Source organism: Sphingobium sp. Leaf26 (assembly GCF_001421665.1).
GTDB lineage: Bacteria > Pseudomonadota > Alphaproteobacteria > Sphingomonadales > Sphingomonadaceae > Sphingobium.
Window position 1 is genome coordinate 75115 of record NZ_LMKV01000028.1, and the last position, 26316, is coordinate 101430.

Consider the following 26316-nt stretch of genomic DNA (forward strand, 5'->3'; position numbering starts at 1 on the left):
GACCTTAATGCCGGAAGTGGCGCATGCCGGTGAACACCATCGCCAGACCCGCTTCGTCCGCTGCCGCGATCACCTCATCGTCGCGGATCGAGCCGCCCGGCTGGATCACCGCCGTCGCACCGGCCTCCACCGCCGCCAGCAGGCCGTCGGCGAAGGGGAAGAAGGCGTCGGAGGCGACCGCCGAGCCGATCGTGCGCGGCGTGGCCCAGCCGGCCTTCTCGGCGGCGTCCTTCGCCTTCCACGCGGCGATGCGCGCGGATTCGAGGCGGTTCATCTGACCCGCGCCGACGCCCGCCGTGCTGCCGTCCCTGGCATAGACGATGGCGTTGGACTTCACATGCTTGGCCACGGTCCAGGCGAACAGGCAGTCTTTCAGTTCCTGCTCGGTCGGCGCGCGCTTGGTGACGACCTTCAGCGCGTCCTGCGTCACCTGGCCATTGTCGCGGCTCTGCACCAGCAGGCCGCCGGCGATGCTCTTGATCTGGAGGCCGGTCCGCGCGGGATCGGGCAGGTCGCCGGTCAGCAGCAGGCGCAGATTCTTCTTCTTGGCGAAGATGGCCTTCGCCTCTTCGTCCGCACCCGGCGCGGCGACGACTTCGGTGAAGATGGTGCTGATCGCTTCGGCGGTGGGGCCGTCGAGCGGGCGGTTGACCGCGATGATGCCGCCGAAGGCCGACACGCTGTCGCAGGCGAGCGCCGCTTCATAGGCTTCGATCAGCGTCTCGCCGGTCGCCACGCCGCAGGGGTTGGCGTGCTTGACGATCACCACGGTCGGCGGGCCGTCGCGGAATTCGCTGACCAGCTCCAGCGCGGCGTCGGCGTCGTTATAATTATTGTAGCTCAGTTCCTTGCCCTGGATCTGTTCCGCCTGCGCGATCCCCTTGGCGGAGGGACCGACGGGCAGGTAAAGCGCGGCCGACTGGTGCGGATTCTCGCCATAGCGCAGCGTCGAACCCAGCTTGCTGGAGACAGCCAGCGTTTCGGGGAACATCACGCCCTGATCGGCGAAGGCGAACCAGCTTGCGATCATCGAATCATAGGCGGCGGTGGCGGCATAGGCCTTGGCCGCCAGCATCCGGCGGAAATCATAGCTGGTCGCGCCGTCCTTTTCCGCCATCTCTTCGATCAGGCGGGCATAGTCGGCCGGATCGGTGACGATCGCGACGCTCTCATGATTCTTCGCGGCGGAGCGGACCATCGACGGGCCGCCGATGTCGATATTCTCGATGATCTCGTCGCGATCCGCGCCCTTGGCCACTGTCGCGGCGAAGGGGTAGAGGTTGACCACCACCAGGTCGATCGCACCGATGGCATGCTCGTCCATCGACGCCACATGCGCCGGGTTGCCCCGCACCGCGAGCAGGCCGCCATGCACCTTGGGGTGCAGCGTCTTGACCCGGCCGTCCATCATTTCGGGGAAGCCGGTAAGGTCGGAAATATCCTTCACGTCGAGGCCAGCCTCACGCAGCGCCTTGGCGGTGCCGCCGGTCGACACCAGTTCCACGCCATGTTTGCCCAGCGCCTGCCCCAGTTCGATGAGGCCCGCCTTGTCGGACACGGACAGCAGGGCGCGCTTGATGGAAACGTCGGTCATGGGGCTGGAGCTTTCTACAGGCAAAGGGCGGGACGGCTTTGCGCGGTCCCTTAGTCCTGTGAGGCGGAAAAATACAGCCCTTGAGTCCGTGGTGGCGAACGGCTCCTTAACTTGGGCGACCTAAGCTGTAGCGCCATGAGCGAGATGCGTTTCAAATTGTCGATCCTGGCGATCGTCGCTGCCCTGTCGCTCAGTGCATCGCCGGGGATCGGCGCCATTATCGGCCTCTTCTTCGGCTTTGGCATCGCTTTCTTCGTCGCCGGCCCCAGTTTCATGATAGCAGGAACATTGCGTGGCGCAGGTCTTCCGCTGAACGACAAGGATGTGGCCGTGATCCTGATCCTGCTCTATGTCGCGATGGTGTTGGGTCTGGCTTATGTAGCATGGCAGGCATGGGACCGCAGCGACATGGATCGCGCACGTCTTTACGTCGTCAAGGCGACCCTTTTCACGGCGTTGCCAGTGATGGGCTGGCTGTCCATTCAGGCATTGGCTGATGCCTGGCCCTGACGGGGCCTTCAGTTCATCCGCTTGAAGATCCAGCCGATACTCGATCCGCCCGGCAGCGCCTCGCCGGTCACGACCAGTTGCCGCGTGGGATGCGGGCGGCCGTCGCCATCGACCCACAGGCTGTCCTCGACGCTCAGCGCCCCCGCGCCCGCGCGAAACTGCCAGAGCGGGCCAAGATCGATGCGCAGCAGCGCGCCCATATTGTCGGCGGTCAGCGTCGGCTCTACGCCGGGCGCCAGATGGAAGCGCAACTGCACCGGCTGCTTCGATGGCCTGCGCCGGCGTTCGGCCGGGGTCAGCATATCCTCGCCGCGAATTTCCTTGCCGTCGCCGCTCATCAGCAGCAGCCGTCGGTGGACATAGCCCATGCGCCGGACATAGCCGTCATGGCTGATGTCGAGCCGACTGCCAGTGTCCAGTTCCTGCCGGTTCAGTTCCACTTCGGTCACGCCCTTGCCCAGCGTGCCGTCGGGCAGCAGGGCGGTGGAATTGCTGTCGTTCAGGACCAGCGTGCTGTGCGCCGCCGTGGTGCGCAGACCCTGCGCCAGATCGCGGGGAATCCACGCGCCTTCCAATGCCGCGCCGCCGCAATTGACGATCAGGCGCAGCGGCCCGTCGCTGATCTCGATCGCGCCGGTCGATGCGCAGCCGGCTTCGGCCAGCCGCGCGACGGGCGGCGGGGCGGCGTCGATCTGCACCACGGTCGCGCCGGCGGCGATCCGCTGATAGCCCCAGTCGCGCGCCTGCCGCAGCGGCCGGGCGCGCACCCGGCTGGCGGCGACAGCGGCGGCCACGGCATCCGGCGCGATCGCGCCCGCGCCCTGCCAGCTTCCCAGGCCGCCATCGCCATGGGTCAGGCCCAGCAGGGCGGGGACCGCGTGCGCCAGCGCTTCGCCAAGGCAGGCGGGCGCCGGTTCGCGCCGCACATCATAGACGGCCTGCACCATGGACAGCAGCATCACCGCCTCCAGTTGCGCCAGCGGGGATCGCGACACGATGCCGCCATCGGGATGGAAACCGCTGTCGATCGCGCGCTTCAGGCCCGCTTCGCCGAACAGCTTGCGCGGGGCACCGCCGGGGATCAGCAGCGACGCCGCGACGATGCCGCACCAGGCGACGAGGCGGGGCAGGCCCATCGGCGTCTTGTCGGCGCTGCGATCCAGATGGCGGGCGGTGCGGGCGATGCAGTTCAAGACGAGCGAGCGATAGACAAGGTCGCTGGATGACAGGATCAGCGGCGCATGGGCGGTCCAGAACAGCAGGCGCCATCCGGCATTGTCCGCGCGCCAGGCCGGTTCGCTGGGCGTTTCATGATGAGTCGCCAGCCATTTGCGCATCGCGCTTTCGGCGATCGGCGCGCCCTGCTCGCGCGACGCCGCGCTGGACAGGTCGCGCAGCCAGCGGAAGCTGTGCAGATAATCGGCAAAGGCCGGGCCGACCGTCAGCCGGGCAAAGTCCAGCTTCTCGACCGGCAGCTTCTGCCCCCGGAACAGGAAATAGCCCGCGCGCATCGCCGCGCCCGCCCGCCCGTCGCCGGGGATGACGTCGTCCGGCACGGCCAGCAGCTTGAGCGGATATTTGCCCTTCAGCTTGCGGCCGTGGATCGGCGTCTTCCAACTGAACAGATAGAATTGATTGGCGATCTTCTGGGCCAGCGACAGCCCCTTGTCATCCGCGACGCGGATGAGCCGCTTGCCCTGCTCTATGCTGTCGTCGGCCGCCGCCGGGGCGGTGTCGGGCGCGAAGCGGGGGGAGATACGCCGGGGTTCCTTCACCCGCCCCGCAGCTTCCGGATATTGTCGGCATAGGCTTGTTCGCCGCCGCGGAAGGTGGCGGTGCCGGCGACCAGCACGTCTGCCCCCGCCGCGATCGCCTTGGGCGCGGTGGTGAAGTCGATGCCGCCGTCGACCTGCAAATGAATGTCGCGCCCACTCTTGTCGATCATCTTGCGGATCGCCTCGATCTTGCGCAACTGATTCTCGATGAAGCTCTGCCCGCCGAAACCGGGATTGACGCTCATCACCAGGATCAGGTCGACATCGTCCATCAGATAGTCGAGCATCTTGGCGGGCGTGCCGGGGTTCAGTACGACACCCGCTTTCACGCCCAGCGACTTGATATGCTGGACGGAGCGGTGGATATGCGGCCCGGCTTCGGGATGGACGGTGATGATGTCCGCGCCGGCCTGCGCAAAGGCGTCCAGATACAGGTCCACCGGCGAAATCATCAGATGGACGTCGAACGTCTTTTGCGTGTGCGGGCGCAGCGCCTTCACCACGGCCGGGCCGATGGTGATATTGGGCACGAAATGGCCGTCCATCACGTCGATATGCACCCAGTCGCAGCCAGCGGCGTCGATGGCGCGGACCTCCTCACCCAGGCGGGCGAAGTCGGCGGACAGGATGGAGGGCGAGATGAGAATAGGACGGGTCATTAACCGTTCGCCTTAGTCACCGCCGGGGCGCAGGGCAACGGACATTTTCAGGCGATTCGCGATTGACGTCTGGAAGCCGCGCCGGCCTGCCTCCAACCGCTTTCAAAGCATGACGAAAATCGTGGGATCAAGCCGTTGGGAGGCGACCGCGCCCCTGGGCAGCAACTGCTTGACGCCATGCAGGCCGATGACATCGTCCGCCTCGTTCAGCACCGGCGCGGCGATCAGACGCATCGCGCATTGTCCCATGCCGTCGGCCTGATGGATATCGACGTCCAGCGTGAAGCCGCGCTTGTGCCGGATGGCATAGGCACGCAGCCGCTCCATCGCCTCGCGCGAGTCCGGCGCGTAGAGGGAGGCGGATAGCGGGCGTGAGACGCTACTGTCGCGCTCCAGCCCGAAAATATCATAGACACCCGCCGTCCAGCGCAGACTGTTGTCGTTCAGATCGCAATGCCACAGGCCAAGGCCCCGTTCGGCCAGCGCCGCGTCGTTCCGGGCGATGCTGGAATCGAGCAGGACTGGGGCAAGATGGGCGCGCAGGTCGTAGAGCGGCCAGCTATGATGAAGGGGTAAAGGCTCGATCGGACGCATGACGCACCTTAAAAACAAGAGCCTTTCCATAGGCTAAACTTGGTTAAGGCTTAGTTCGTCCGTCTGGCAAGCCGCGCGATGAAAAATCCGTCGGCGCCGCCCTGTGCCCCCAGCGTGTCGGGCAGGGTGCGTAGCCAGCCCTGCGCTGCTGGCGCGATCCCTTCTGGCAGTTCGGCGGGGTCGATGGGCAGCAGCACGAAGTCGGGATGCGCGGCCAGAAAGCGTTCGATTTGCTCTTCGCCCTCGGCGCGCTCCAGCGAGCAGGTGGCATAGATCATCCGCCCGCCGGGCTTCAGCCAGCCGGCGGCGCGGGCGAGCAGTTCGCTTTGCAACTCCGCCATTTCCGCGATCTGGCGCGGGCCGATACGGTGCAGCACGTCGGGATGGCGGCGATAGATGCCGGTCGCGGTACAGGGCGCGTCGAGCAGGATCGCATCGACCTGGGCATCGGGCTGCCACTGGCGCAGGTCGGCCGCCGTCACCCCGGCGGCCAGGCCGGTGCGCGCCAGATTTTCAGTCAGTCGCTCCAGCCGCTTTTTCGACTGGTCGATCGCGGTGACGCGCCATCCGGCCGCCGCCAACTGCATCGTCTTGCCACCCGGCGCGGCGCACAGGTCCAGCACGACGCGATCCTCGCCCGGTCCCAGCAACCGCGCGGCGCAGGACGCGGCGATATCCTGCACCCACCAGGCGCCCTCGGCAAAGCCGGGCAAGCTGGGGATGACGGCACTTTCGGGCAGGCGCACATGGCCGGGCGCAAAAGATGCGCCGCCCAGTTCGGCTGTCCATGTCGCTGTCTCGCCAGCGTCGCGCAGGCTGACATCGACCGGCGGCCGCACGCCATAGGCATGAGCGGCGGCCTGCGGCATCGCTTCGCCCCACTGGCCGGTCCAGCGGTCCGCGACCTCGGCCGGCAAAGTCGGGGGCACGGGCAGGCTGGGCTCGCCGCGTGTCACCGTGCCGAACACGCCATGGACCAGCTTGCGCGGGCCGCCATCCACCAGCGGTAGGGCGGTGGCGATCGCGGCATGGGGCGGGGTGTCGAGCGCCAGCGTCTGCGCGAGCGCGATGCGCAGCACCATGCGCGCCTTGGCATCGGCCGGCAGTAGCTGCTTGGTCGCGCCGTCGATCAGCGCGTCGAGATCAGGCAGATGGCGCAGCACTTCGGCGGCGATGGCATGCACCAGCGCCCGGTCGGCCGGCGGCAATCCCTGCGCCGCGCCATGCAGCGCCAGTTCCAGCGGATCGCCCCGGCGCAATACCGCGTCCAGCAGCTTGAGCGCAGCGCGGCGGGCAGGCAGGCCGGGAACATCGTCGGGGCGGGGGGGCTTGGGGCGGCTGCGATCAGGGGAACGGGGCATCAGCGGCCCCTACGCGCTTTCGTCGTCAAAGAAAATGGGAGACGCCAAGGCCGATCCCGAAGAACAGCGCCACCCAGAAGAGGATGCCGACCCACAGCGCCAGCCAGTCCGACCGGCGGGGACGGGCGGATACGCCCTTCGGCACGGTCCGAAGCGAGGTGGGAATGCGGGTGCGGCCCAGGGTCAGGATCGCGATCACCCGCCGGCCCACACCGTGGAAGAAGCGGGCCGTATGGCGGGAGAAGATATGATCGACGGTCAGTTCGACGGCAAAGCCACCCACCTGCCGAAACAGGAAGCTGGCCGCTTCTCCGACAATCTCGTCAACCATCAGCGCCCGTTCGGGTCGAGGGCGCTGCGGCGGGGCCGATCCGACTTGGGCGGTGGCGCGACCGGAGCGAGCGCGGAGGCGCGCGGTGCGGTGGATGTCGGCGTGGAACGCAGCGCTGGCGCACCCATGTCCGCCGCGATATCCTGCAACGCGGCGATGCGCTTCTCGGTCGCGGGGTGAGTGGAAAACAGCTCACTCACATGGGTCGGCACGATATAGAGTTGCGCCGCCGCCGGGTTACGTTCGGCCACCGGATTGGGAATGCGCTCGGCTTGTCCCGCAATCTTGGCGAGCGCCGAAGCGAGCGCCTGCGGATTGCCACTGATCTCCGCTCCGGCTCGGTCGGCGCCATATTCGCGGGTCCGGCTGATCGCCATCTGCACGATCATCGCGGCAAAGGGGGCGACGATCACCGCCAGCAGGCTGGCGATCATATTGCCATGCCCGCCTTCCCGGTCGCCGCCGCGAAAGAAGAGGCCGAAATTGGCCAGCATCGAAATGGCGCCGGCAATGGTCGCCACCATCGTCATGATCAGTGTGTCGCGGTTGCGCACATGACCCAGTTCATGCGCCATCACGCCGGCGACCTCGTCCCGGCTCAGCATCGCCAGCAGGCCGGAGGTGGCGGCGACGGCGGCATTGTCGGGATTGCGGCCGGTGGCGAAGGCGTTGGGCGCGTCCTGGTCGATGATATAGACGCGCGGCATCGGCAGCCCGGCCCGCTGCGCCAGGTCGCGGACCAGATTGTAGAAATCGGGCGCGCTCTGCGCATCGACTTCCCGCGCGTCGTGCATGCGCAGCACGATCTTGTCCGCGTTCCAGAAAGTGAAGAGGTTCATGCCCGCCGCCGCCAGCAGCGCGATGACCGCGCCGCCGCTGCCGCCCAGCGTATAGCCCAGCGCCATGAACAACGCCGTCAGCGCCGCCAGCAGCATGGTCGTCTTCATTCCACTCACTTGCACTTCGCTCCTTTGCGGCCCAGATAGCGGCCTCAGCCATGAATATGGGGCGGATCGGCCCCGTTCGCAATTGAAAGGCCACACGTTATGGGAACCTTCAACGGCAAGCGCCCGGCGCATGTGAAGCCGCCCGCGCATCTCTCCACGAACCCGCCCCTGCCGCAGGCCGATCCGCTTGATGCGCCCTCGCGCCATCAGGAGGAACTCAGCCCGGTCCGCTATGGCGACTGGGAGCGCAAGGGCATTGCGATCGACTTCTGACCCTGAGTTTCTGACGCCATCTGGTATTTCCGCTCACCGTCGATAATGCACGGCTGCCGATGGCCCGTGCCGCACCTGCGGGGAGCCAACACCCCGCGCTCTGGCCTTTCCTGCCGCAAAGCCTGAAGGCTTAGGGCCTAGAGGAGATGTGGGGCGTGGGTGTGCAATTGGTTTCTGACGTGAGTGCGAAGGCTGTTTCGGGTTATGCGCCGGAGGATGCGGCGCTGCTGTGCGGAGTCGGGCGGCTCGTGTGCGCCTGGACCATGCTGGAACAGAGTCTGGAGGCGAAGATCGGGCTGCTGCGGGAGGGGATGGGCGACGTTCGTGTCGTGGGCGCGCGTACCCGGCCCAGCATGGCCAAGCTGATGACCGAACTGCGGACCATGGTGGCGATGCGCGACCGGCGCAATGCCAGCGCCCTGATGGAAATTTCCGCTATCGAGCGCGACATCCAGCGGATCGACCGCTTCCGCGCCCTCATCATCCAGGGCTTTCACCGGCCCGAAGACGGCGGCTTCACCTGTCGCGACGGACGCAACAATATCCAGCATATCGCGTTCGAACAACTGGACGGTGAAATCACGGCGCTGGAAAGCGTTGCCAGCCGTCTGCTCGCTGTCTGAACAGGATGGTTGGGCGATGGCGCTGTCCGCCATGCCGCTGACCTTCATTATTCAGGCGTTTTTCATCATGCGTCCTGCGTGATTTCATAATAGTTTAATGTTTGCGCGGCGCTTGACCTTTTTCGTACGGACGGCAATCCAAGGCCGAGCCGCGTGCGCGCAAAGGGGAATCCCAACTTGACCAAACCGATTCGTAAAGCCGTTTTTCCTGTCGCGGGCCTTGGCACGCGCTTCCTGCCCGCGACCAAGGCGGTGCCCAAGGAATTGCTGCCGGTGGTGGATCGTCCGCTGATTCAATATGCGGTCGACGAAGCGCGCGAAGCGGGGATCGAGCAGATGATCTTCGTCACCGGGCGCGGCAAAGGCGCGATCGAGGATTATTTCGACATCGCCTTCGAATGCGAAGTGACGCAGAAGGAGCGCGGCAAGGATCTGTCAGCGCTGGAAGGGACGCGGCTGGACCCCGGCAATGCCGTCTTCCTGCGCCAGCAGGAGCCGTTGGGCCTGGGCCATGCCATCTGGGTCGCACGCGACATCATCGGCGACGAACCCTTCGCCATCCTGTTGCCGGACGAGTTCATGAAGGGCGCTCCGGGGCGGGGCTGCATGAAGCAGATGGTCGACGCCTATAATCAGGTCGGCGGCAATCTGGTCTGTGCCCTCGAAATCCCGATGGAGCAGACGCCCAGCTATGGCGTGATTGACCCCGGCACGCGCGACGGCGTGTTGACGGAAGTGAAGGGGCTGGTCGAAAAGCCCAAGTTCGGCACCGCACCGTCCAACCTGATCCTGCCCGGCCGCTACATTCTCCAGCCCGAAGTGATGAAGATCCTGGAAACGCAGGAAAAGGGCGCAGGCGGGGAAATCCAGTTGACCGACGCGATGGCTTCGCTGATCGGCAAGCAGCCCTTCCATGGCGTCACCTTCGATGGCCGCCGCTTCGACTGCGGGTCCAAGGCCGGCTATATCGAGGCGAATCTGGCGCTGGCGCTGGAGCGCCCCGATCTGGGCGAGCATATCCGCGCCTTCGCGACGGACGAACTGGCGCGCTGAACCGCGGGCGCGGTCAGAAGCCGAACAGCCGGGCGATCAGCAGCGCAAGGCCCGACAGGGCGATGATGCTGCCGATCGCCAGTTCGGCGGGGTGAACGATCTGCCGGACGGGCACGGCGACGGCTTTTTCGAGTCTGCTCATGCTGCCGATATGGGTCGCCGATCGCGCTTAGAGCATCGTGCGAAAAAGTGGGCACCGGTTTTTCGCTTAAAATGATGCGAAAACAAAAAACCAGAGCGCGCGACCTGCGTCGGATTTAACGCAGCGCGCTCTAATCTCACGCATCCTTCCGTTCAGACTGACCGGTCGGATCGATCAAAAAAGGGCGGCTTTCCGGAAGGAAGCCGCCCTTTTTGCGTCATCGTTGCGCGACAGGATCAGAACGGCACTTCGTCATCCAGATCATTGTCGAAATTGGGGCTGCCGGCGCGGCTGGCACCGCTGCCGCTATTGCCGCCCTGCGATCGACCACCGCCAAAGCCGCCGCCCTGGTTGCCGCCGCCGCCCGAACCACCGCCGAAATCATCATAGTCGCCGCCGCCAAAGCCGCCGGAACCCTGACCACCGCCGTTCCAGTCGCTCACGCCCTGCTGCGCGCGGCCGCCACCGCCGCCGCCATAACCGCCGCCCTGGCCGCCACCGCCGCCCGGCGCACCGTCCAGCATGGTCAGCACCGCGCCCGGACCCGACAGCGAGACTTCGGTCGAGTAGCGGTCGTTGCCCGACTGGTCCTGCCACTTGCGGGTGCGAAGCTGGCCCTCGACATAGATTTTCGAGCCTTTGCGCAGGAAGCGCTCGGCCACGCCGACCAGCCCTTCGCCATTGATGACGACGCTGTGCCATTCGGTGCGCTCCTTGCGCTCCCCGGTCATGCGGTCCTTCCAGCTTTCGGACGTGGCGATACGCAGATTGCATATCTTGCCGCCATTCTGGAAGCTCTTGACCTCCGGGTCGGCACCGAGATTGCCGATCAGAATGACCTTGTTGACCGAGCCTGCCATGATTCCTCCGAAAGATTAGCTGGCCCTTATAGCGGCGCGCGCCGGCAAATCCAGCCGGCTCGAAGCGCCATCGCTTCGGCTTATCCCAGCCCCAGCGCGACCGCGGTCCAGTAAGTGATACCCGCCGCAGCATAGGCCAGCACGAACAGATAGCCGATCATGAATCCGGTCCATTTCCAGCCGGCGGTTTCTCGCCGGGTCACTGCGATGGTGGAAATGCACTGCGGCGCGAAGACGAACCAGGCGAGGAAGGCGAGCGCCGTCGCCAGCGACCAGCGCCCCTGCAACCGCTCGCCCAGCCCCTTGTCCAGCGCCTCCACATCATCGGCCGCGTCGATCGCATAGACGGTGGCGATGGCGGACACGGCCACTTCGCGCGCGGCCATGGTCGGCAGCAGGGCCAGGCTGATGTCGCGGTTGAAACCGATCGGTTCGACCAGCAGATGGATGCCGCCCGCGATCCGGCCGGCGATCGAATATTCGCTCTGGCGCACGCCGTCGGGCGCCTTGGGGAAGCTCATCAGCACCCACAGGACGATGTTGGTGAACAGGATGATGGTGCCGGCCCGCTTCAGGAAGATGACCGCGCGCTGCCACAGGCCGATGAGCAGATCCTGCGGCCGGGGCCACTGATATTTCGGCATTTCCATCAGGAAGCCGCTGCTTTCCCCCTTCGTCACCGTCAGCCGCAGCGCCCAGGCCGCGACCAGCGCGCCGACGATGCCGAAGACATAGAGCAGGAACATCACCAGCCCTTGCAAGCCCACGCCCCAGCCGACGGTGCGAGCAGGAATGAAGGCGCTGATGATCAGGCCATAGACCGGTAACCGCGCCGAACAGGTCATCAGCGGGGCGATCAGGATCGTGGTCAGCCGGTCCTTGGGATCGGATATGGTGCGCGTCGCCATGATGCCGGGCACCGCGCAGGCGAAGGAGGAGAGCAGGGGAATGAAGGCCCGGCCCGACAGGCCGACCCGTGCCATCAGCGAATCCATGATGAAGGCTGCGCGCGCCATATAGCCGGTCGCTTCCAGCATCAGGATGAAGAAGAAGAGGATCAGGATCTGTGGCAGGAACACGATCACCGCGCCAACGCCGCCGACCACGCCCTGTAACAGGAAGTCGTGGACGATGCCGGGGGGGAGCGTGTTGGTCACCGCTTCGCCCAGCGCCGTCACCCAGCCTTCCAGCATATCGGCGGGCGCACTCGCCCAGCTAAACACGGCCTGGAACATGACGAACAGCAGGGCGAGCAGGATGACGAAGCCGATGACGGGATGCAGCAACATCCGGTCCACCGCCGCAGTCAGCCGCCGCGAAGGGGTTTCGCGCACGATCGCCGCGCGGGCGATCCGCCGCGCCTCATTGCGGGTCGTATCGAAATCGCCCGCCGGCCGGGCGGTGTAGGGCGCGGGGGCGCCGTTCATCAGGCCGTCCAGTTCCTGGCGCAGATGATCCAGGCCCCGCTTGCGCACGGCGACCGTCGAGATCACCGGCACGCCCAGCTCACGCGACAGGATATTGGCATCCAGTTCCAGCCCGTCGCGGGTGGCGAGGTCGACCATGTTGAGCGCGACCACCGTGGGCAAGCCCAGTGCGATCAGTTCCAGCGTGAAGCGCAGATGGTTGTCGAGGTTGGAGGCGTCGACCACGATGACCAGCGCGTCGGGGCGCTTCTCGCCTTCCTGCTTGCCCAGGACGACGTCGCGCGTCACCTGCTCGTCGGGACTGGTGGGGTCCAGGCTGTAGGTGCCGGGCAGGTCGACCAGTTCGACCGGGCGACCGTCCGACAGGGCCAGCCGCCCCGCCTTGCGCTCCACCGTGACGCCCGGATAATTGCCCAGCTTCTGCCGCGCGCCGGTCAGGGCGTTGAACAGCGCGCTCTTGCCGGCGTTGGGATTGCCGACCAGCGCGACCAGCGGCAGCATACTCATGCCGGTTCGTCCTGCGCCCCGGTATCGGGACCGGTCCGCACCGTGACGGCGGCGGCATGATTGCGCCGCATGGCGATGGTCATGCGCCCCACCTTGCAGGCGATCGGTCCCTTGCCCAGAAAACCGCCATGATGCAGCGCCTCGACACTGGCGCCTTCGCACAGGCCATATTCGCGCAGGCGCTGGCCCTCGGACGGGGTGAGGGCGGACCAGTCGATCATGTCGACATAGGCGGGTTGCCTCAGCGGCAGATCGGTCAGGCGCACGGAACGGATACTCACAGGCTATTTCTGCGACTGATTATCGATAACGACTGCCGAACGCCAGACAAAATACGTTTCTCCCGGATTGCGGGTCTGGTCAGATCGCGGGATAGCGCAGCCGGCCGATGAAGCGCGAGAGGCTGAGATGCTCGCCGCCGCCCACGCCCTTCAGCTTCGCCTTGGCCTTTTCGAACTGCATCACATTCTCGATCCGCCGGGCCAGGAAGGCGCGGCTGTCGGCATGGCCTTCGCTCTCATCGTCCACGAACACCAGCAGGGTGGCGGCATAGACGGCGGTCAGCGTCGTACGCTTGCTATAATGGCTGAAGTCGGTGGCGGTATCGCCAGCCGCGCGCCACATGACGTCGGCCGCGCGCCAGCCCAGCTTACCCGCGCGCACCGCATTGGTCGGCAGCGCCAATATCGCGACCGCGCGGCGCAGCGCCTCCCGGTCCGGCGCCAGCAGGGCAAGCCGCGCCTCGATCAGCGCGATGATCTTTTTGCGGATCGACAGGGTCGCCAGTTCGTCCGCCGGCAAGGCCGCGATCATGCCGGCGTCGATGCTGGCGAACCAGGCGTCGATCATGTCGACCGGCCCGTCGGCAAAGGCGAGCGCAGCGATATCCGGGTCGATCCCCTTCTCCTGCGCCGCCATCGCCACCGCTTGGGAGCGCCAGCCGTCGAATGCGGCGTGGCGCGGCAGCCGCGGCGCCAGCAGCGCGCGGATTTCGTCGAGAGTGAGATCGTCCTGTGCTTCGCTCATGGCGCCTTATCTAGGCCCGCGACGGCAGGCGCACAAGCACCAGCGCTGCCGCCACCGCGCTCATGCCGATCAGATCGACGGGGCCGAGCCATTCGCCGAACAACAGCCAGCCCAGCAATGCGGCTATTGCCGGTTGCAACAGCAGGCTGACGCCGATGACCAAGGGCGAAAACCAGCCGATCGCATAGGTCAGCAGCCCTTGTCCGATCACCTGGCTCGACAGCGCCAGCACGATCAGCGGCGTCCAGTCGCCCGGCATCACCCGTTCGCCCAGCGCCAGCGCGCACAATAACAGCGCCGGCGCGCTGACCGTGCTGGACATGGCGAGGATCGACCAGCTTTCCAGCCGTCCGCGCACCTTCTGCACCACCAGCAGATAGGCGGTGTAGAGGATCCCGGCGAGCAGGCAGAGCAGGTCGCCCTTCAGATTGCCGATCGACAGGTCGTAACTGCCGCCCATCATGATCAGCGCGCCGATGGCCGCCAGCGTCAGCGCTACGGCCTGCATCCGCTTTGGCTTCTGGCGCAGCACCAGCAGCGCCCAGGCCGGCAGGAACAGGCCGCTCAGATTGCCGAACACGGTGGCATTGGCGACCTTGGTATAAAGGATGCCCAGATGCCATGCGGCCAGATCCGCCGCGAACAGCACGCCCGCCAGCATCAATGCGCCCCATTCTCCGCGCGTCGGCGGCCTGCGGATCAGGCCCGGTCGCGCCAGCAGCAGCAGGAAGGGCAAGGCGATCGCCAGCCGCCAGAAGGCCGCCGCCACCGGCCCCACATCCGACAGGCGCACCAGCACTGGCCCCAGCGGCAGGATCAGGTTCGCCAGCAACAGCGCCGGAAAGGCGAGGCGCGGCATGTTTATCGGCGCGGCGGGGGTTGAACTGGCCATGGCGGCTCCCTAGCTGGCTTTCCACAGCAAGTCCCGTTGCAAATTGCAACTTTATTACAAGAGAGCCTTATCGATGACGAGCCTGTTCGATCCGATCCAGCTGGGCGCCGTCAGCGCCGCCAACCGCATTCTGATGGCCCCGCTGACCCGTGGCCGGGCCACCCGCGCCCATGTGCCGACGCCGATCATGGCCGATTATTATGCGCAACGCGCGTCGGCCGGCCTTATCATAAGCGAGGCGACCGGTATTTCGCAACAGGGGCTGGGCTGGCCCTATGCGCCGGGCATCTGGTCGGACGAACAGGTCGCCGCGTGGCAGCCGGTGACTCAGGCTGTGCACGACAAGGGCGGCAAGATCATCGTCCAGCTCTGGCATATGGGCCGCGCCGTGCATAGCGCCGTGACCGGCGAGCAGCCCGTGTCGGCCAGCGCCACCGCCGCGCCGGGCGACGCGCACACCTATGAGGGCAAGCAGCCCTATGAAACCGCGCGTCCGCTGGCGCTGGAGGAAATCCCCGGCATCATCGACACCTATGTCCGCGCCGCGCATAACGCGATCGCCGCCGGCTTCGACGGGGTGCAGATCCATGCCGCCAATGGCTATCTGATCGATGAATTTCTGCGCGACAACAGCAATTTCCGCGACGATATCTATGGCGGCAGCGTGGAAAACCGCGTCCGCCTGCTGCGTGAGGTGACGCAGGCGGTGGTCGATGCCATCGGCGCCGATCGCGTGTCGGTGCGCCTGTCGCCCAATGGCGATTCGCAGGGCGTGGATGACAGCGATCCCGCGACCCTGTTCGCGGCGGCCGCCGATGTGCTCAATGATATCGGCATCGCCTTCCTCGAACTGCGCGAGCCGGGTCCGGACGGCACGTTCGGTGCGACCGACGTGCCGCGCCAGTCGCCGCTCATCCGCCAGCATTTCAAGGGGCCGCTGGTGCTGAACAGCGATTATGATGCGCAACGCGCACAGGCGGACCTCGCCAGCGGCCTGGCCGACGCGATCAGCTTCGGTCGCCCGCTGATGGCCAATCCCGATCTGGTGGAGCGCTTGCAGGAAGGCGCGCCGCTCAACCCGCCACAGGCGATGACGACCTGGTACGGTCCGGGCGCCGAGGGCTATACCGACTATCCGACGCTGGAGCAGGAAAAGGCGGCGGCATAGAGCGCCATTTCCCCCCTCCCTTTTAGGGAGGGGCTCATGGCAGGAAACTCCAACCCAACAAAAAAGGGGCGGCTCCACCCGGAGCCGCCCCTTTTTTCATTCACGGCTCGCGCGGATCAGGCCCCGAACCGGTCCCGCAGGGCCAGCATGGCGATCGCGGCCTTGGCCGCTTCGCCGCCCTTGTCCTTCTGGTCGGGGCGGGCGCGGACCAGCGCCTGCTCTTCATTCTCGACGGTCAGGATGCCGTTGCCGATGGCGATGGCGTCCATGCTCAGCGCCATCAGGCCGCGCGCGCTTTCGTTCGACACCACTTCGAAATGATAGGTTTCGCCGCGGATGACCACGCCGATCGCGACGAAGCCGTCGAAACGGCCGCTTTCCGCCGCCAGCGCGATCGCGCCGGGGATTTCCAGCGCACCCGGCACCGTCACCACCTCATATTTGTGACCGGCGTCGTCCAGCGCCGCCTTCGCGCCTTCGATCAGCAGGTCGTTGAGATGGTCGTAGAAGCGGGCTTCGACGATCAGGAATTTGGCCATGATAGTGGTTCCTTACAGCTCGATCGGGCGTTGCCCAACCACGGACAGGTCATAGCCGTCAAGCGCGATCAGGCTGTGCTGGCTGTTGCTGAGCAGGACCATGTCATGCACGCCCAGTTCGGCGAGCAACTGCGCGCCCACGCCATAGTTGCGCAGTTCGTCCATGCCGGCCGGGGCTGCACCGGCATGGGCCTGCACGCAGCGGCTGACGAAATCGCCTTCCTCATTGCCGGTCAGGATCACGATCACGCCCGATCCTTCCTGGCCGATGATCTCCATCGACTTTGCCAGCAAGCCGGCGCGCGATCCGTCCGCACCATAGACATCGTCCAGCAGCGACAGTTGGTGCATGCGCACGAGGGTCGGCTGATCGGGCGAGACATGGCCTTTCTGCAAGACCAGTTGTTCGCTTTCGGTCGCGCGATTGTAGAAGCTGATCGCCTTCCAGTCGCCGCCCCACTGGCTGTGGAAGCTGGTTTCGGCGCGGCGCTCGACCATATGGTCATGCCGGCGGCGATAGGCGATCAGGTCGCGGATCGTGCCGATCTTCATCTTGTGCTTCTGGGCAAAGACGATCAGGTCGTCCAGCCGCGCCATCGTGCCGTCATCCTTCATCACTTCGCAGATGACGCCGGACGGGTTGAGGCCGGCCAGACGGGCGACGTCGACCGCCGCTTCGGTATGACCGGTGCGCACCAGCACGCCACCGTCGCGGGCGATCAGCGGAAAGACATGGCCCGGCGTCACGATATCGGCGCGGGTCTTGGAAGCGTCGATCGCGACGGACACGGTACGGGCGCGGTCGGCGGCGCTGATGCCGGTATCGACGCCCTCGCGCGCCTCGATCGACACGGTGAAGGCGGTTTCGTGCCGCGTGCCATTGTTGCGGCTCATCAGGTCCAGGCCCAACTGATCGACCCGCCCCTTGGTCAGGGCCAGACAGATGAGGCCGCGACCGTGCGTCGCCATGAAGTTGATCGCGTCGGGGGTCGCCATCTGCGCGGGGATGACCAGATCGCCTTCATTCTCGCGATCCTCGTCATCGACCAGAATGAACATGCGGCCGTTGCGGGCTTCGTTGATGATCTCTTCGGGACTGGCGAGCGCGGTGCCGCCTTCACGCTTGAGCAGATAGGCTTCCAGCTTGCCCAGCGTGTCGGCGGTCGGGTTCCAGTCGCTTTCGCCGAGCTTGCGCAAGCTGTTGGCGTGCAACCCGGCGGCGCGCGCCAGACCGGACCGGGACATGCCGCCATCGGTGACGAGGCTGCGGACGGAATCGAGAAGCGTGGACGACATGAAAAAGACTCCTTCCCTTCATGGGATCGGCGTCAATATCACATTGCAATGTGATTATTTCAAGTGAGAAATCACAGTAAGCTGTTCTATCCGATGCCCGTTCACCGATTGCGCAGGCTCTGCATCCGGTCGAGATAACGGGCCAGCACGTCGATTTCCAGATTGAAGGCGCGGCCGTCGTCCAGCCGATCCAGCGTGGTCGCGGCGGCCGTGTGCGGGATGATGTTCAGGCCGAAATGCACACTGCCATCGGCCTGATCCTCGACGCTGTTCACCGTCAGCGAAATGCCATCGACCGTGATGGACCCCTTTGCGGCGAGCGCGGCGGCCAGTTCGGCGGGCGCGCTGATGACCAGCCGGGTCGAATCGCCTTCCTGCGTGGCGGATATCAATGTGCCGATACCATCGACATGGCCGGTCACGATATGACCGCCCAGCTCGTCGCCGACCTTGAGCGCGCGTTCCAGATTCAGCCGGCCGCCCTGCGCCCAAAGGCCCGGCGCGGTGCGCACCACGGTTTCGGCCGACAGGTCTACCGCGAACCAGTCTTCGCCCTTTTCCACCACCGTCAGGCAAGCGCCCGAACAGGCGATCGACGCGCCGATCGCTACGCTGTCCATCGCATAGGCACAGCCGATGACGAGGCGCAGGTCGCCGCGCTGTTCATGACTGCGGATGGTGCCGATGTCGGTGATGATGCCGGTGAACATGCGCTCTGATCCATTCACTATACAGAATGTTCCCCTGCGCAGGCCGGGGTCCAGTCCCTGTCATGGAACTGGACCCCGGCCTGCGCAGGGGAACATGACAAATCTTAGGCGCTCCGGATCACCTCGTAAACCTCCAGCCGATCGACACCCAATGTGCGGGTGTCGGTCATGCGCCAGCGGCCATGCGCCTGGCCAAGGTCATTGAGGCCGATGTCGCCGATCCCGGCCAGCCCGTCGCCCACGATGATCGGCGCGCGATAAAGCAGCAGCCGGTCCACCAGCCCGGCGCGCAGGAAGGCGGCCGCCGTCGCCGCGCCACCCTCCACCAGCAGATGATCGACCCGATCCAGCGTGGCGATCTCCCCCGGCGCGGTGATCCGCTCCCAGCCGGCAGGCGCATCACCCCGGCTTAGCAGGACACGGCGCGGCGATCGCGCCTCCAGCCCCGCCAGCCGCACGTCCAGCCGGGGCGCATCGGCACGCAGCGTGCCGCCGCCCACCAATATGGCATCATGCCGCGCCCGCTCCATATGGGCATGGGCGCGCGCATCCGGCCCTGTGATCCAGCGGCTCGACCCGTCGGGCAGCGCGATTCGCCCGTCGAGCGAGAGGCCGAGCTTCAGCGTCACATGCGGCCGGCCCAGCGTCTGGCGCAGGACGAATCCGCCCATGGCGCGCGCGGCCTCCGCCGCCATCAGGCCCATGTCGACGGTAACGCCACGCTCGCGCAGCCAGCTTGCCCCTTGTCCGTCGGTGCGCGGATCGGGATCGCGCAGGGCGATCACCACGCGCGCAACCCCGGCCCGCGCGATCAGGTCGGCGCAGCGCGGCCCGCGCGGCGACAGATGGAAACAGGGTTCCAGCGTGACATAGGCGGTCGCGCCCGCCGCCCGGTCCATCGCCTGTTCCAGCGCCTGTGCTTCGGCATGGGGGCGGCCGCCCTTCTGGGTCCAGCCGCGCCCGACGATCAGGCCCCCTTCACCCTGATCATCGCGGACGATCAGGCAACCGACATTGGGATTGGGGGTGGAAAGGCCCCGCCCGCGCCCCGACAGGGCGATGGCGGCGGCCATATAGCGCCGGTCGTCAGCAGGCGATGACGGCATCATCAACAGGGGGTCAGGGCTGGGCGGCAGGCGCCGGTTTCGCGCTGGCATGCGGCCCGGTCTTGTCCGTGGCTTCCGCCTTGGCCAGCCGGTCGTCCAGCATTGCGTCGATCGCCTTCACGGCTTCCTTGCGCTTGGCGGTGTTGCGGGCTTCCTCTTCGCGCCATTCGATGCCGAAGGCGTCGGCATAGCCCTGCATCTTGGTCTGCTGCTTGACCAGCGCCGCCTCGCGCTTCGCAAAGTCTATCTTCTGTTGCAGGATGATCGCCGCATCGGACCGGCTCGCATCCCAGCTCTGGACATAGATGATCTTGTTGCGCGTCGGCATCGTGTTGGTGTTCGCGTCGATCACGAAGGTCCACACGATCACCCAGGTCAGCGCGACGGACAGGCCCAGCAGCGGCCATTTATGCTGCCGCTGCTGCTTGAAATAGCCCCAGAAGTCGCCAAGCGCACTTTTGGGAGAAACGGGACGGGGAAAGATCGCCATGCCGCCCTTATAGGACAGGGCGGGCGCAGATGCAAAATGGTCCATGCTGGCCTCCATTTTTCCACCCCCTCCCAATGATGGGAGGGGAACAAAGGAGCGACGCCGAAGGCAAGGGCGGACGGTGAAATCCGGTCAGTTGGTCAGCGTGAACCGGACCGTCAGCGTCTTGGTCGATGTAATCGCCACGCCGTCGCGGGTGGCTGGGCGGAACCGCCATTTCCGCAGTGCATGGCGCTCCGTCGCCAGCCAGAAGCTTTCGTCGCTGGCGCTGACCTTCTCGATGGCGGTGACGCGGCCATCCGGGCTGATGGTGACGCGCACCGTGACCGCGCCTTCCACGCCCTGGCGAATCATCGTGCCGGGATAGTCGGGTTGGAACGCGCCCTTCGCGCGCGGGTCGATCGACGCTTCGGTCAGGACCGGGTTGGGCAGGGGCGGCGGGATATAGGGCGGCGGGACTGGCCCGATGTCGCCGATGTGGTCGCTGCCGATCAGGCCGGTATCGCCTGTGGGCAAGGGCACGAAGGGATCGGGCGCCGTGGGCCGGTCCGGCTGCGGCTGGCTTGGCAGCTTCGCGTCGGTCTTCACATCCTCGACCGGATCGAGCGGGGGCGGGGGTTCGACGGGAATATTGCGGGTCGTGATCGGCGTCGATGGCGTGATGACGTCGATGATCTCCTTGGGGATCAGCAGAAAAGCGCCGATCACCAGCGCATGGACCGCGACGGTGCCGCCCATCCCCAGCGGGGACTTGCGTCCCGCGCCATAACGCGATTGTCCGTTTTCCCCTGTCGCTGGCGTTTCAGCCTTGCCCGGCGCATGCCCCATTGCCGGCATATTCATGAGTCGCATCATCTGGCTCCTCTATGTGTCGCATCCTCTCGCCGGTGCCCGATTCTACCGATCAGGCTGTTACCGTCGATGAAATGATACAACATCATTTAATGATATGTTGCAACATGATTTTTCAACGCCTGCAACATAGCGGCTGCATCGGGACATATGGCGGCAAAGCGGCAGTGCCAGGACAAGGGCTATCCCGCTTCCAGGAGCCTCCATGCGTTTTCGCCACTGTCTTTCTGCTGTCCAACTCGCTGTCGCACTTATCGCCTCGACGCCGCTATTGGCCCAAATGCCGTCCGCCCCGCCGGCTGCGCCCGAAGGCGGTCCCTGGGCGGCCGATGCCGATGGCGACGGGCGCATCACCCGTGACGAAATGGTCGCCTATATGGACCGCCGCTTCGGCCTGATGGATCAGGACAATGACGGACTGGTGCCGGTGCAGGCGATGCAGCGCATGCTCGGCCATGAACCGCAGGCGCGCACCCGGACGGAGTCGGCACAACACGGTCCCGGCAAGGGGCGCGGAGGGCCGGGCGGTCCGGGCGGCGCCGGTGGTCCACCGCCGGGCGGTCGGCCAAAGGGCAGCGCCCGGTCCGATGGCGCGCCGCCTCCACCGCCGGGCCGCGCCATGCCCTACCCGGAGGATGGCAATGATGACGGTCAGATCGACCGCGCCGAATTTCTCGCCCCCGCGCTGGCCCTGTTCGCCGATCAGGACCGCAATGGCGACGGCGTGCTGACCGCTGACGAACTTCCGCCTCCGCCCCGCCACGGACCGCCGGACGAGCCGGAGGAATAGGCTTTCGAGACAGGAACCGGCTGCCTTCTCTCCTCTGCGCGGCTGGTTCCGTCGGGGCGCGTCGTTTGGCCCGACGCGCCCCGACACCTTTTTGGAGATGCGCCAAAGCGCATTTAGGACGGCGCCAGCCCTCTCCCCATTCGGCCACCTGAAGGCAGCATCTATGGGTGGCCGGGTGCGGGAGAGGGCTGGCGCCGCTCTTCCTAAAAAAGCGTGTCGATCATGTGGATCGCCAGACCAACCAGCCCGCCGACCAACGTGCCGTTGATACGGATATATTGCAGGTCGCGGCCGACGGCATTTTCCAGTCGCGACGTCACCGTGCCGGCATCCCATCCGCGCACCGTGTCGCTGACCAGCCGCACGATCGCGTCGCCATAGCTGGCCGTCGCACCCACCGCCGCGCGACGCACGAAGCGGTTGATGACCAGCCGCAGTCGCGCTTCCTCCTGCAAGGTGCCGCCCAGCGCCCGCAGCGCTTCGCCCAGGCGCCCCGCCATCGCCTTGCCGGGATCGCGCACCGCGCGCAGCAGCCCGCCGCGCGCCTGTTCCCACATCCCCTCGATCCAGCGTTGCATCGCTGGATTATCCACGATCTCGTCCCGGATCCTGGCGACCTTGGCCTGCATCTCCAGATCGAACTGAAGGTCGAACGCCAGCTTGGCCATGCCTTCCTCGGCCTTCAGGCGCAGGCTGTGACCCGGATCGGCGGCCATGTCGGCCAGCATCTTGCGCAGCCCGTCGATGATCGCATTGGCCAGATTTTCGTCGAGGCCGGTCCAGCGCAGCACCTTGCCCGCCCGTTCCTGCACCATCTGGCGGATAAGATGGTCGTTGGCCTCCAGCGTGCGGTCCGCCCAGTGGATGATGCCGTCCATCACCGGCCCGTGACGGCCGTCGCGCATCGCCGCCTCGATCGCCTGACCCACCAGCGGGCCGATATTGATGCCACGCAGCCGCTGGCCTATCGCCCCCTTCACCATGCCGCCCAGCCGCTCCTGGTCCAGCGCCTCCAGCACGTCGGCGATCAGGCGCGAAGCGCCCTCGCGCAGTCGGCCGTCGCCTTCGGACGGGCTGGCGAGAAATCGGCCGGCCGCCGCCGCGACGTCGATATGGCGCATCCGCCGCGCGACCACGGCGGGGATCAGGAAATTGTCGCGCAGGAACAGCGCCAGCGTGTCGCCGATCCGGTCCTTGTTGCGCGGGATGATGGCGGTATGGGGGATGGGCAGGCCGAGCGGATGGCGGAACAGCGCCGTCACCGCGAACCAGTCGGCCAGCCCGCCGACCATCGCCGCCTCGGCAAAGGCCTGGACGAACGCGATGGCTGGGTGGAGATGCACGGTGGCCCGCGCGGCGATGAACAGGGCGGCCATCGCCACCAGCATGCCTGTCGCCACCAGCCGCATCCGCCGGGCGGGATGGGGCGTCAAAAGATCTTTTGGCCGGGGCAGGCGAAGCAGAGTCATGACCCCTTAACGGTTACGCTGCCGTTTCGTTCAGGCAAGGCTTTCTTTTGGCCCTTCCGGCTTCCCGGCCCGAACGCGCATCGTCATTCGGCCGGATGGACGGCGCCCCGTACCGGCTTGCCGTCGTCGCCTGCCTTGTAGGTGAGCAGGCCACGGCCCAGCCGTGGGCCGATCCAGCTTTCCAGCCCGGTCGCCAGGCTGAACACCGCCGGCACGATCACCAGCGTCAGCACCGTCGACAGCATCAGGCCACCGATCACGGTGATGCCCATCGGCGCGCGCCAGGCGCCGTCGCCTGACAAAGCGAGCGCGGTCGGCACCATGCCGGCGACCATGGCCACCGTGGTCATCACGATCGGCTGGGCGCGCTTGTGCCCGGCGTCGACGATCGCTTCCTTCTTGGGCACGCCCTTTTCCATCTCCTCCAGTGCGAAGTCGATGACGAGGATCGAATTCTTGGCGACGATGCCCAGCAGCATCAGCAGGCCGATGAACACCGGCATGGAAATGGGCTGCCCCGCGATGTGCAGCGCCAGCGCGCCGCCGAGCGGCGCCAGCAGCAGCGAGCCCAGGTTGACGAAGGGCGGCATCAGCCGCTTGTAGAGCAGGGTCAGCACCGCCAGCACCAGCAGGATGCCGGAAAAGACGGCGATGATGAAATTCTGGATCATCTCCGCCTGCCACTTCGCGTCGCCCGCGTTGAGCTTCTGCACACCCTGGATCTTGCCGGCGACGATGTCCTTCATCAGCGGCAGGGCGTCGATCTTGGCCATGGCCTGGCTGGTGACGATGCCCGGCGCCAGGTCCGCACCCACGACGACACGGCGAATCTGGTTGTAGCGACGAATCTGGGTCGGTCCGGCACCAAAGCTGATGTCGGCCACGACCTTGAGCGGCACGGAGCCGCCCGCCACGGTCGGCACCGGCATATTCTCGATCGTGGCGATATCCTTGCGGCTGTCCTCGGCCAGCGCGACACGGATCGGGATCTGGCGGTCGGACAGGGAGAATTTGGCGACATTCTGGTCGATATCGCCGATCGTCGCGATGCGGATCGACTGGCTCAAGGCCATCGTGGTCACGCCCAGGCTGGCGGCCAGGTCCGGGCGCGGCTTGATGAGAATTTCGGGGCGCTGCATGTCCCCCTGCACGCGGGGCGCACGCAGTTCGGGAATGCCGGCCATTTCATGCACCAGCCGGTTGGCGGTCTGTTCCAGCAAGGCGGGATCGTCCGAGCCGAACATCATGATGATGTCGCGGCCGAAGCCGCCGCCCGACTGCGACTGGAAATTGACACGCGCATCGGCGACGGTCTGGAACTGCGGTGCCACCTTGCGCTCCCAGTCGACCGAACTGATCGGCCGATCCTTCTTGAGCGTCAGGAAGATGTCCGCGCCGGTCGGCTCGATATCGGCGAAGGCGGCCTCGACCACATCCTTGTCGGCGCTCAGCAGGTCGGCGACCTTGCGGGTGATGGCGGTGGTCTGGGCCAGCGTGCTGCCGGGCACCGTCTCGATCTTCACTTGGCTGAAATCTGTGTTGGTGGTCGGCTGGAACGTCATCGGCAAGGTCGCAAAGGCGAAGATGGTCGCGCCGAAGGCGGCAAAGCCCATGCCCAGCGTCCAGACGCGATGATCGGTGAAGAATCCGGCCAACCGGTTACGGAAACCACCGCGCGCGCGCCGCTCCTTCGCCTTCTCGTCGTTCAGCGACCAGCGCAGCACGCTCATATAGCGGTCCATCAGCCAGCCTTCGCCATGGCTTTCCTCGCCATGCGCCTTCAGGAAATAGGCGGCGATCATCGGCGTGATCAGGCGCGCGACGGCCAGGCTCATCAGCACCGATACGACGACGGTCATGCCGAACTGGATGAAGAACTGGCCCGACAGGCCGGGCATCAGCGCGACCGGCAGGAATACCGCGACGATCGCCATGGTGGTCGCCAGCACCGCCAGGCCGATCTCGTCTGCGGCGTCGATCGACGCCTGATAGGCGCTTTTGCCCATGCGCATGTGGCGCACGATGTTCTCGATCTCCACGATCGCGTCGTCGACCAGCACGCCCGCGACCAGACTCAGCGCCAGCAGCGAAATGCTGTTCAGCGTGAAGCCCATCATATCCATGAACCAGAAGGCGGGAATCGCCGACAGCGGGATCGCCAGTGCGGAAATCATCGTCGCGCGCCAGTCGCGCAGGAACAGGAAGACGATGACGACCGCCAGCACGGCGCCCTCGATCATCGCCGCCATGGCGCTGTGATATTGTTCCTTCGTATAGTCGACGCTCGAATAGAGCTGCTTATACTGGACCTTGGGATTTTCCTTCCGCAACTGGTCCAGCACCTTCATCGCATCGTCATAGACGGTGACGTCGGACGATCCCTTGGCCTTTTCCAGGCTGAAGCTGGTGACCTGGCGACCGTTCATCAGCGCCAGGCTGCGCTGTTCGGCATACATGTCGCGGACGGTGGCGAGGTCGGACAGCTTGGCGGTGCGGCCGCCGGAAATGGCGATCTGGGTATCGCCCAGGGTACGGGCGCTGGTGGCATTGCCCAGCACGCGGATCGACTGTTCGGCGCCCGCAATTTCGGTGCGCCCGCCCGCGGCGTTCAGATTGACCTGCTGCAACTGCGCATTCACCTGCGCCGCCGTGACGCCATAGGCCTGTAGCTTCGCGGGATCGACGATGACGCGAATTTCGCGGCTGACGCCACCACCGCGCCGGACCGCCGCCATACCGCTGATCGACAGCAGCCGCTTGGCGACGGTGTTGTCCACATACCAGGACAGTTCCTCCAGCGTCATGTCGGTCGCTTCGGCGCTGAAATAGGCGATCGGGCCGCCGTCCACGTCGATGCGCTGGACCTGCGGTTCCAGGATGCCGTCGGGCAGGTCGCTGCGAATCTGGTCGACGGCATTCTTCACGTCTGCGACCGCGCGATCGACCGGCGTGCCGATCTGGAACTGGACATTGGTCAGCGACTGGCCTTCGGACGCGAAGGAAGTGATGTCGTCCACGCCGCTGATTCCGCGCACGGCGGCTTCGACCCGCTGGGTGACCTGGGTTTCCAGTTCGGTCGGGGCGGCGCCCGGCTGCGACACGGTGACGCTGACCATCGGGAAGCTGACGTCGGGATTATTGTTGACGTCCATCCGCATGAAACTGACGATGCCCGCCATCATCAAGGCGGCGAACAGCACCAGTGGCGTCACCGGATTGCGGATCGCCCATGCCGATATATTGCGAAAATTCATGACGCGCTTCCTTCACCGGGCGCGGTCAGGCGCCCGTTCCTCCCGATGCCTCCGATGCGGACGTCCGC

The 26316-nt window shown here is 66.0% G+C and carries 27 protein-coding genes; 6 read left to right on the top strand and 21 right to left on the bottom strand.

The annotated features are described in order from the left end of the window. Positions 1–4: 4 nt before the first annotated feature. Positions 5–1594, bottom strand: a complete 1590-nt coding sequence (gene purH / locus ASE85_RS16080) for a bifunctional phosphoribosylaminoimidazolecarboxamide formyltransferase/IMP cyclohydrolase (protein WP_056690567.1) — start codon at positions 1592–1594, stop codon at positions 5–7. A gap of 135 nt (positions 1595–1729) precedes the next feature. Here purH and ASE85_RS16085 point away from each other — a divergent pair, with 135 nt between their 5' ends. Continuing rightward, positions 1730–2104, top strand: a complete 375-nt coding sequence (locus ASE85_RS16085; protein ID WP_056690571.1) for a hypothetical protein — start codon at positions 1730–1732, stop codon at positions 2102–2104. Positions 2105–2112: 8 nt separating this feature from the next. Here ASE85_RS16085 and ASE85_RS16090 read toward each other — a convergent pair whose 3' ends face one another. The 6 genes from ASE85_RS16090 to htpX form a co-directional block, all read right to left on the bottom strand. Next, the gene (locus tag ASE85_RS16090; RefSeq protein WP_056690576.1) at positions 2113–3879 is read right to left on the bottom strand and encodes a heparinase II/III family protein; all 1767 of its coding nucleotides are present in this window, start codon (positions 3877–3879) and stop codon (positions 2113–2115) included. Continuing rightward, the gene (gene rpe / locus ASE85_RS16095; protein ID WP_056690579.1) at positions 3876–4538 is read right to left on the bottom strand and encodes a ribulose-phosphate 3-epimerase; all 663 of its coding nucleotides are present in this window, start codon (positions 4536–4538) and stop codon (positions 3876–3878) included. Before rpe ends, ASE85_RS16090 begins: the two co-directional genes overlap by 4 nt. Before the next feature lie 102 nt (positions 4539–4640). Further along, positions 4641–5132 carry a hypothetical protein gene (locus ASE85_RS16100; protein ID WP_056690582.1) on the bottom strand — a complete coding sequence of 164 codons (492 nt, stop codon included), beginning with the start codon at positions 5130–5132 and terminating at the stop codon, positions 4641–4643. Positions 5133–5182: 50 nt separating this feature from the next. Next, positions 5183–6493, bottom strand: a complete 1311-nt coding sequence (locus ASE85_RS16105) for an RsmB/NOP family class I SAM-dependent RNA methyltransferase (protein WP_056690585.1) — start codon at positions 6491–6493, stop codon at positions 5183–5185. Between the two features lie 25 nt (positions 6494–6518). After that, entirely contained in the window at positions 6519–6824 is a 306-nt protein-coding gene (locus ASE85_RS16110; protein ID WP_056690590.1) for a hypothetical protein, read from the bottom strand. Beyond that, positions 6824–7780 carry a zinc metalloprotease HtpX gene (gene htpX / locus ASE85_RS16115; RefSeq protein ID WP_056690593.1) on the bottom strand — a complete coding sequence of 319 codons (957 nt, stop codon included), beginning with the start codon at positions 7778–7780 and terminating at the stop codon, positions 6824–6826. The genes ASE85_RS16110 and htpX overlap by 1 nt, the downstream gene beginning before the upstream one ends. Before the next feature lie 90 nt (positions 7781–7870). On the opposite strand from htpX, the gene ASE85_RS22600 reads away from it, so the two are divergent. From ASE85_RS22600 to ASE85_RS16125, 3 genes are all read left to right on the top strand, one after another. Continuing rightward, positions 7871–8044, top strand: a complete 174-nt coding sequence (locus ASE85_RS22600; RefSeq protein WP_082462864.1) for a DUF1674 domain-containing protein — start codon at positions 7871–7873, stop codon at positions 8042–8044. A gap of 146 nt (positions 8045–8190) precedes the next feature. After that, complete coding sequence (locus tag ASE85_RS16120; protein ID WP_056690596.1) at positions 8191–8667, top strand: hypothetical protein; 477 nt, start codon at positions 8191–8193, stop codon at positions 8665–8667. A gap of 177 nt (positions 8668–8844) precedes the next feature. Beyond that, positions 8845–9720, top strand: a complete 876-nt coding sequence (locus ASE85_RS16125; RefSeq protein ID WP_056691243.1) for a UTP--glucose-1-phosphate uridylyltransferase — start codon at positions 8845–8847, stop codon at positions 9718–9720. A gap of 13 nt (positions 9721–9733) precedes the next feature. Here the strand turns inward: ASE85_RS16125 and ASE85_RS24230 are convergent, their stop codons facing one another. The 6 genes from ASE85_RS24230 to ASE85_RS16150 all read right to left on the bottom strand — a co-directional run bounded on the left by ASE85_RS24230 (position 9734) and on the right by ASE85_RS16150 (position 14574). After that, positions 9734–9862: a hypothetical protein gene (locus ASE85_RS24230; protein WP_268795136.1), complete on the bottom strand. Its 129-nt coding sequence runs from the start codon at positions 9860–9862 to the stop codon at positions 9734–9736. A gap of 236 nt (positions 9863–10098) precedes the next feature. Then, positions 10099–10722: a single-stranded DNA-binding protein gene (ssb, locus tag ASE85_RS16130; protein ID WP_056690600.1), complete on the bottom strand. Its 624-nt coding sequence runs from the start codon at positions 10720–10722 to the stop codon at positions 10099–10101. Between the two features lie 80 nt (positions 10723–10802). Next, positions 10803–12656 carry a ferrous iron transporter B gene (gene feoB, locus ASE85_RS16135; protein WP_056690605.1) on the bottom strand — a complete coding sequence of 618 codons (1854 nt, stop codon included), beginning with the start codon at positions 12654–12656 and terminating at the stop codon, positions 10803–10805. Continuing rightward, positions 12653–12922 carry a FeoA family protein gene (locus tag ASE85_RS16140; protein ID WP_056691246.1) on the bottom strand — a complete coding sequence of 90 codons (270 nt, stop codon included), beginning with the start codon at positions 12920–12922 and terminating at the stop codon, positions 12653–12655. The genes feoB and ASE85_RS16140 overlap by 4 nt, the downstream gene beginning before the upstream one ends. Before the next feature lie 94 nt (positions 12923–13016). After that, positions 13017–13682, bottom strand: coding sequence for a COQ9 family protein (locus tag ASE85_RS16145; RefSeq protein ID WP_056690608.1), 666 nt, complete (start codon positions 13680–13682; stop codon positions 13017–13019). 10 nt (positions 13683–13692) lie between these two features. Further along, the gene (locus ASE85_RS16150; RefSeq protein WP_056690611.1) at positions 13693–14574 is read right to left on the bottom strand and encodes a DMT family transporter; all 882 of its coding nucleotides are present in this window, start codon (positions 14572–14574) and stop codon (positions 13693–13695) included. Between the two features lie 73 nt (positions 14575–14647). Here ASE85_RS16150 and ASE85_RS16155 point away from each other — a divergent pair, with 73 nt between their 5' ends. Continuing rightward, positions 14648–15742 carry an alkene reductase gene (locus tag ASE85_RS16155; protein ID WP_056690614.1) on the top strand — a complete coding sequence of 365 codons (1095 nt, stop codon included), beginning with the start codon at positions 14648–14650 and terminating at the stop codon, positions 15740–15742. Between the two features lie 116 nt (positions 15743–15858). On the opposite strand, the gene ribH is transcribed toward ASE85_RS16155, so the two are convergent. From ribH to ASE85_RS16185, 6 genes are all read right to left on the bottom strand, one after another. Continuing rightward, positions 15859–16281 carry a 6,7-dimethyl-8-ribityllumazine synthase gene (ribH, locus tag ASE85_RS16160; RefSeq protein WP_056690617.1) on the bottom strand — a complete coding sequence of 141 codons (423 nt, stop codon included), beginning with the start codon at positions 16279–16281 and terminating at the stop codon, positions 15859–15861. Positions 16282–16293: 12 nt separating this feature from the next. Continuing rightward, entirely contained in the window at positions 16294–17577 is a 1284-nt protein-coding gene (gene ribB / locus ASE85_RS16165; protein WP_056690620.1) for a 3,4-dihydroxy-2-butanone-4-phosphate synthase, read from the bottom strand. Between the two features lie 101 nt (positions 17578–17678). Beyond that, positions 17679–18287: a riboflavin synthase gene (locus tag ASE85_RS16170; RefSeq protein WP_056690623.1), complete on the bottom strand. Its 609-nt coding sequence runs from the start codon at positions 18285–18287 to the stop codon at positions 17679–17681. Between the two features lie 104 nt (positions 18288–18391). Then, complete coding sequence (gene ribD, locus ASE85_RS16175; RefSeq protein ID WP_268795138.1) at positions 18392–19393, bottom strand: bifunctional diaminohydroxyphosphoribosylaminopyrimidine deaminase/5-amino-6-(5-phosphoribosylamino)uracil reductase RibD; 1002 nt, start codon at positions 19391–19393, stop codon at positions 18392–18394. Positions 19394–19406: 13 nt separating this feature from the next. Then, on the bottom strand, positions 19407–19928 hold the full coding sequence (locus ASE85_RS16180) for a hypothetical protein (RefSeq protein WP_056691249.1): 522 nt from the start codon (positions 19926–19928) through the stop codon (positions 19407–19409). Positions 19929–20015: 87 nt separating this feature from the next. Then, positions 20016–20738 (bottom strand): energy transducer TonB, encoded by a 723-nt coding sequence (locus ASE85_RS16185; RefSeq protein WP_235523579.1) that lies wholly within the window; start codon positions 20736–20738, stop codon positions 20016–20018. Positions 20739–20940: 202 nt separating this feature from the next. Here ASE85_RS16185 and ASE85_RS16190 point away from each other — a divergent pair, with 202 nt between their 5' ends. Beyond that, the gene (locus tag ASE85_RS16190; protein WP_056690628.1) at positions 20941–21525 is read left to right on the top strand and encodes an EF-hand domain-containing protein; all 585 of its coding nucleotides are present in this window, start codon (positions 20941–20943) and stop codon (positions 21523–21525) included. 203 nt (positions 21526–21728) lie between these two features. On the opposite strand, the gene ASE85_RS16195 is transcribed toward ASE85_RS16190, so the two are convergent. Together ASE85_RS16195 and ASE85_RS16200 are read right to left on the bottom strand one after the other, a co-directional pair. Next, a complete protein-coding gene (locus ASE85_RS16195; protein ID WP_056690633.1) occupies positions 21729–22994 on the bottom strand; it encodes a DUF445 domain-containing protein in 1266 nt (421 codons plus the stop codon). 83 nt (positions 22995–23077) lie between these two features. Continuing rightward, complete coding sequence (locus tag ASE85_RS16200) at positions 23078–26248, bottom strand: efflux RND transporter permease subunit (protein ID WP_056690636.1); 3171 nt, start codon at positions 26246–26248, stop codon at positions 23078–23080. Between the last annotated feature and the right edge of the window lie 68 nt (positions 26249–26316).